Here is a 6,059-nt window from a genome sequence, read left to right as displayed (position 1 = left end):
GGCGAAGAAATAGCCTTTGACGTAATCCACGGCGTCGCCGCCCCAGCGGACCGGCGCGGCCAGGACGCCGCCCGTGGTTCCGGCGGCGCTGTCGAATGCGGCGCGCGTTGGCCCCAAGTCGTCGGCCGCCTGGTGCGGCCGATCGGCGAGCAGAAGCATGACCGCAGCGACGATGCCGCCGACGACCATGACCGCGGCCGTCCAGGCCAGCGGCACCTTCAGATTCTCGAACGGTCCGTCGCGAAACGCCACGGCCAGCCTTCCTGCTAGAGCTTAGGAATCGGCGAGGCGAAGCCCGCCGAAAGTGTGAGCCTGCCCCAGAAATCCGCTCCTTTTCAGGAACGCGGCGCCTGCGGCAGGCCGATCAGTCTCAGAGCGATGACTCGAGGACGCCCTTCATCCACGACGGGTGCTCCAGCACCTTGCCGCAGCCGATGGCGACGCACGACAGCGGATCATCCGCCACCTGCACCGGCAGGCCCGTGTGGTCGCGGATCTCAGCGTCCAGGCCGCGCAGCAGAGCGCCGCCGCCCGTCAGCATGATACCCTTGTCGGCGATGTCGGCGGCCAGTTCCGGCGGCGTAGCCTCCAGGGCGACCTTCACGGCTTCCACGATCTGCGAGACGGGCTCGGCCAGGGCCTCCGCCGCCTGACGTTCGCTCATCTTCACTTCGCGCGGCACGCCCTGCATCAGGTCGCGGCCCTTGACCTCGATCGACAGGCCTTCGCCGTCGGTCGGGATGCGGGCGGTGCCGATGTCCTTCTTGATGCGTTCGGCGGTCGTTTCGCCGATCAGCAGGTTATGGTTGCGGCGCATATAGGCGATCAGGGCGTCGTCCATCATGTCGCCGCCAACACGAACCGAACGCGAATAGACGATGCCCGACAGCGACAGAACGGCCACTTCGGTCGTGCCGCCGCCGATATCGACGACCATCGAACCAGTCGGCTCGTGGATCGGCAGACCGGCGCCGATCGCAGCGGCCATCGGCTCGTCGATCAGGCCGACGCGACGGGCCGAGGCGTTCAGGCAGGAATCATTGATGGCGCGGCGCTCAACGGCCGTGGCGCCCGACGGGACGCAGACGATCATCTTCGGGTTCACGAAGCCCTTGCGGTTGTGAACCTTGCGGATGAAGTGCTTGATCATCTCTTCGGCGACTTCGAAGTCGGCGATGACCCCGTCGCGCATCGGACGGATGGCTTCCATGTGGCCGGGGGTACGGCCCAGCATCTGCTTGGCTTCCAGGCCGACGGCGTGGACGATCTTGCGGCCGCCGACGTTACGCAGGGCGACAACCGACGGCTCGTTCAGGACGATCCCCTTGCCGCGCATGTAGATCAGGGTGTTGGCCGTCCCCAGATCCATAGCGATGTCATTGGAAATCATGCCGAAGAGGGGTGAAAGCATGGGCGTCGGTACCGCTTTAGTTCGGGCCTGCAAGGGCGTGAATTTCATTCGTCCGCTGTGGCGACGCCCTACCCCCGCTTCACGTTGATCGCAAAGCTGTCCTGACCGTCTTCGCCGAGCCGACTACAGGCCCGTTTGCCCTCATGCCGCGGGGATTGCAAGCGCCTATGACTCCTCGATCACAGGCTTGTCACGGCAAGGCTTGAAAGCCTTGCCGCTCAAGCTTTCCAGCCCCGCTTGCGGGTTCGCGGCTCAGACCGCCGTGATGCCTTCGGCATGGAGCACGCGCTGCACCGCCGGGCGCGATTGCACCAGGTCCAGATGGGCGTTCAGCTTCGGAAAGCGCGCCTTGTCCAGCAGGCCCGCCTGACGCGCCCAGCGCGTGAAGACCAGCAGATAACCGTCCGCCATCGAATGATCTTCGCCCATGACCCACGGGCCGGCCAGAAGATGATTCTCGGCCAGGTCGTATTTCTCGAGCGCAATCCGCACGGCCTCGTCCCTGGCCTCGCCTTCCAGCGGCGGCTTGGAGAACAGCGCCTTGCCGATGGCCGGGTGCAGCGACGACGCCAGCCAGCCGTTGAAGGCCTGCATCCGCGCAAACTCGAACGGATCGTCCAGATCGGCCAGCTGGGCGTGCGGATGGGTCTGGGCGACATAGGCCAGGATGGTGCCGTTCTGGGTCAGCACGCCCTTGGGCGTCTGCAGGGCCGGGGTCACGCCCGCCGGGTTGATCGCCAGGTATTCCGGCGTGCGCTGCTGGCCGGCGCGCAGGTCGATCTTCTCGATCACATAGTCCGCGCCCGCCTCTTCCAGGCCGATGTGCGAAGCGATGGCGCAGGCGCCGGGCGAATAATAGAGCTTCAGCATCGTCGTTCTCCGATCAATCCACTTGCAGGCTGCGCGCAGCCTCGCGGCGTTTCACCCACTCGCGCACCGCCAACATCAATACAAGCCAAACGCCCGCGACGGCCGCCAGGATCACCGAAGTCCAGATCCCGTCGCCGCTGACCGCCGCCATGAACGACCCGCCGAAAAAGGCGACCAGCGCCGTCTTGGGCAACACGCCCAGGGCGCACCCCGCCAGATAGGCCGGAAACGAGGCCCGCACCGCGCCGAAGGCCATGTTCACCACGATGAAAGGCGCCGAGGGAACGTTGCGGATGATGAAGCTGGCCGAAAAGGCGTTGCGGCCGACGAATTTACGGATGCGTTCGACCGTTCCGCCGCCATATCGCTCCAGCGTCCGCGCGGTCGGCCCGCGCCCCAGCCAATAGGTGACGGCCGCCGAGGCGATCGTGGCGATCCAGCTATAGAGAAATCCGAACCACGGCCCGAAAGCCACGACGCAGGCCGCGATCAACAGGAACTGCGGCACGCCGATGAAGGCCGACAGGGTGAAGACCAGCACCGCCGCCGCCAGCCCCCACGGCCCGATGCGGTATCCGGCCAGCCAATGCTCCAGCCGATCCTCCGCGCCCAACGCCAGCTGCGTCTTGCCCAGGGCGAACAGGGCGATGATTCCCGCCAGCAACAGCAGGGTCACGGCCAGGGTGCGCCACCGCTTGGCCTCCATATTCAGCAGAAAATCGACGACGCGCCGCATAAATTTCGCCCAAATCGCCTTTTGATCGTCCAGGCCGCGCACAAACGTTGTGCGCCCCTGCGGGGTTGCGTATCAAGCCTCAGCCTCCCCGGCCCCATCACTTCCACCAGACGGGATAGACATGTCCAGCCTTCAGTCCGCCTCCCTCGCTCGCGTCAAGCCGTCGGCCACCCTGGCCGTGACCGCCCAGGCGCGCGAACTGAAACGCCAGGGGCGCGATGTCATCGGTCTGGGCGCCGGCGAGCCGGACTTCGACACCCCCGACAACGTTAAGGCGGCGGCCATCGAGGCCATCAATCGCGGCGAGACCAAATACACCGACGCCGACGGCATGCCCGAACTGAAGGCCGCCATCGCCGCCAAGTTCGCTCGTGAAAACGGCCTGACCTACGAAACCAACCAGATCCACGTCGCCTCGGGCGGCAAGCCGGTGATCTACAACGCTCTGGTCGCCACGCTGAACCCCGGCGACGAGGTGATCGTGCCGGCGCCCTACTGGGTCTCCTACCCCGACATGGTGCTGCTGGCCGGCGGCGAGCCCGTCACCGTGGTCGGTCAGGAAGCCGACGGCTTCAAGCTGCGTCCCGAAGTTCTGGACGCCGCCATCACGCCCAAGACCAAGTGGATCATCCTGAACTCGCCGTCGAACCCGACCGGCGCCGCCTATACCCGCGCCGAGCTGGAGGCCCTGGCTGTGGTGCTGCGCAAGCACCCGCAGGTCTGGATCCTGACCGACGACATGTATGAGCACCTCGTCTATGGCGACTTCGACTACGTCACCATGGCCCAGGTCGCGCCCGACCTCTACGACCGCACCCTGACCTGCAACGGGGTGTCCAAGGCCTACGCCATGACCGGCTGGCGCATCGGCTATGCGGGCGGTCCCAAGCCGCTGATCGACCTGATGCGCAAGGTGGCCAGCCAGACGACCTCCAACCCCTCCTCCATCAGCCAATGGGCGGCGGTCGAGGCCCTGAACGGCCCGCAGGACTTCCTGGCCCCGCGCGCAGCCGCCTTCGAGAAGCGCCGCGATCTGGTCGTCTCCATGCTGAACCAGGCTGATGGCATCCGTTGCCCGAAGCCGGAAGGCGCCTTCTACGTCTATCCGTCGATCGAGGGTCTGATCGGCAAGACGGCGCCGTCGGGCGTGGTCATCACCGACGACGAGACCTTCACCGCCGAACTGCTGAACGCCGAAGGCGTGGCCGTGGTCCAGGGCGCCGCCTTCGGCCTCAGCCCCTATTTCCGCATCAGCTACGCCACCTCGGAAACCGTGCTGGAAGAAGGCTGCACCCGCATCCAGCGCTTCTGCGCCAGCCTGAAATAGGGCTTCAGTGAACCGGCGCCGGCGGAATGTTCAACGTCGGCGCCGTTTTCAGGATAAAGCCTCCGCACCACGCCAGCGCGCGCGCCGAGTTGTCGATCTCTCCGCCGGGAAGGCGTGAAAGACGGCAGGCAGCGTCCGGTTCGCCCTCCACCTCTGGTCCGGCGTAGAGCACGATCGGGCCGTCCGGCAGACTGCCTTCGCGATACAGCATGATGATCGGCGGCACGGGTCTCACGACCAGTTCGGCGTCGTCCCGCGTCATCGCCTCGCCCAGCAGGGCGCGCGCCTGACCGCCGGGATCGCCCGGCTCCAGACGGAACAGCTCGGCTTTCAGCCCGTCCCCCGGCCTTTGCGGCATGAGGAAGCGCGGCGGCTCCTGCGCGGCCAGTTGCCCGGCGACGAGCAGCGCCGCCAGCATCACATCGCCCGGCTGACGGCGAAGTCGGCCAGGGCTTCCAGCGCCGAGCGCCACGGCCCTGCAGGCAGCACCTGCAAGGCCGTCTTGGCCCGGTCGGCGTACTCCGTCGCCGTGTCGAGCGTGGCCTCAACGGCGCCGCTGGCGACGATCAACTGCCGCGCGCGGTCGAAATCCTCGGGCTTGCGGTCGCCCTTGGTGATGACGCGATCCCAGAACAGGTCTTCGGTCCCCTTGGTGCGCTGAACGGCCAGCAGCAGCGGCAGGGTCGCCTTGCCCTCGTTGAAGTCGTCGCCGGCGTTCTTGCCCAGGGTCTCGGTCGCGCCGCCGTAGTCCAGGGCGTCGTCCGCCAGCTGGAAGGCGATGCCCAGCGCCATGCCGTAGTCGCGCAGGGCCGCAACCTGTTCGTCCGTCGCGCCCGCCCCGACCGCGCCGGATTCGGCGGCGGCGGCGAACAGCTCGGCCGTCTTGGCGCGGATGATCTGCAGATAGGTGTCCAGGTCCAGGTTCAGGTCGTGGGCGCGCGTCAGTTGCAGCACCTCCCCCTCGGCGATCACGGCCGAGGCTCGCGCCAGAATGCCCAGGGCGCGCAGGGAATCGGTTTCGACCATCAGTTCGAACGCGCGGGCGAACAGGAAGTCGCCGACCAGCACCGACGAGGCCGAGCCCCAGATCAGGTGCGCCGCGACCTTGCCCCGGCGCATTTCGGAGCCGTCGACGATGTCGTCGTGCAGCAGGGTGGCGGTGTGGATGAACTCGACCGAAGCGGCCAGCTTCTTGGGGCCTTCGATGGCGCCCGTCTGGCCCACCGCGCGCGCGGCGGCGACGGTCAGCAGGGGGCGCAAACGCTTGCCGCCCGCCGACACCAGATGCTCGGCCAACAGGGGGATCACCGGCACGTCTGACTGCATCCGCGCGATGATCAAGGCGTCGACCGCCGCCATGTCGTCCTTGGCCAGATGAACCAGAGCGTCCACATCGCCCTTGGGACGGGGAGCGACGGCGAGAGCTGCGTCCACGGAAATCTCTTTCAGCACAGGGGCGAAGGGGGAGATTCGCCCGAAATTCACACGCATCCGCTTGCCCGGACGCGATGCGGCGCACAATGGTGGCGGCGCTATGATGGGTCAAGCCGAGTCATCCCTTACTGTCGCCGCAGATGTGGCCGAATCCGCCTTTCTGGGCGGACGCATCCGTTTGCGCCAACCGACGAAGGGTTATCGCGCGGGCATGGACGCCGCCCTGCTGGCCGCTGCGGTCGAGGCGCGCCCCGGCGACCGACTGATCGAGGCGGGCTGCG

At 67.0% G+C, this 6,059-nt stretch carries 6 protein-coding genes and 2 pseudogenes; 2 read left to right on the top strand and 6 right to left on the bottom strand.

Annotated features, from left to right (window positions below; genetic code table 11):
* From RT567_RS12565 to RT567_RS12550, 4 genes and pseudogenes are all read right to left on the bottom strand, one after another.
* Nucleotides 1-252 (bottom strand): annotated as a pseudogene (locus RT567_RS12565) (rod shape-determining protein MreC); the annotation flags it as partial.
* 118 nt (nt 253-370) lie between these two features.
* Nucleotides 371-1,411 carry a rod shape-determining protein gene (locus tag RT567_RS12560; protein WP_087139474.1) on the bottom strand — a complete coding sequence of 347 codons (1,041 nt, stop codon included), beginning with the start codon at nt 1,409-1,411 and terminating at the stop codon, nt 371-373.
* 252 nt (nt 1,412-1,663) lie between these two features.
* Nucleotides 1,664-2,281, bottom strand: a complete 618-nt coding sequence (locus RT567_RS12555) for a glutathione S-transferase C-terminal domain-containing protein (RefSeq protein WP_313576661.1) — start codon at nt 2,279-2,281, stop codon at nt 1,664-1,666.
* 13 nt (nt 2,282-2,294) lie between these two features.
* Nucleotides 2,295-3,017, bottom strand: coding sequence for a TVP38/TMEM64 family protein (locus RT567_RS12550; RefSeq protein WP_040345220.1), 723 nt, complete (start codon nt 3,015-3,017; stop codon nt 2,295-2,297).
* Nucleotides 3,018-3,138: 121 nt separating this feature from the next.
* Here RT567_RS12550 and RT567_RS12545 point away from each other — a divergent pair, with 121 nt between their 5' ends.
* Nucleotides 3,139-4,344, top strand: coding sequence for a pyridoxal phosphate-dependent aminotransferase (locus RT567_RS12545; protein ID WP_313576660.1), 1,206 nt, complete (start codon nt 3,139-3,141; stop codon nt 4,342-4,344).
* A 4-nt stretch (nt 4,345-4,348) separates the two neighbouring features.
* On the opposite strand, the gene RT567_RS12540 is transcribed toward RT567_RS12545, so the two are convergent.
* Entirely contained in the window at nt 4,349-4,762 is a 414-nt protein-coding gene (locus RT567_RS12540) for a hypothetical protein (protein ID WP_313576659.1), read from the bottom strand.
* On the bottom strand, nt 4,762-5,736 hold the full coding sequence (locus RT567_RS12535; protein ID WP_313576662.1) for a polyprenyl synthetase family protein: 975 nt from the start codon (nt 5,734-5,736) through the stop codon (nt 4,762-4,764). Before RT567_RS12535 ends, RT567_RS12540 begins: the two co-directional genes overlap by 1 nt.
* 142 nt (nt 5,737-5,878) lie before the next feature.
* Between RT567_RS12535 and RT567_RS12530 the strand changes: the two are divergent.
* Nucleotides 5,879-6,059 (top strand): annotated as a pseudogene (locus RT567_RS12530) (methyltransferase); the annotation flags it as partial.

Source organism: Brevundimonas sp., from assembly GCF_032107865.1.
Classification (GTDB): Bacteria; Pseudomonadota; Alphaproteobacteria; order Caulobacterales; family Caulobacteraceae; genus Brevundimonas.
The sequence above is the reverse complement of the archived record's forward strand: the minus strand, read 5'-3'. Positions and strand labels throughout refer to the sequence as shown.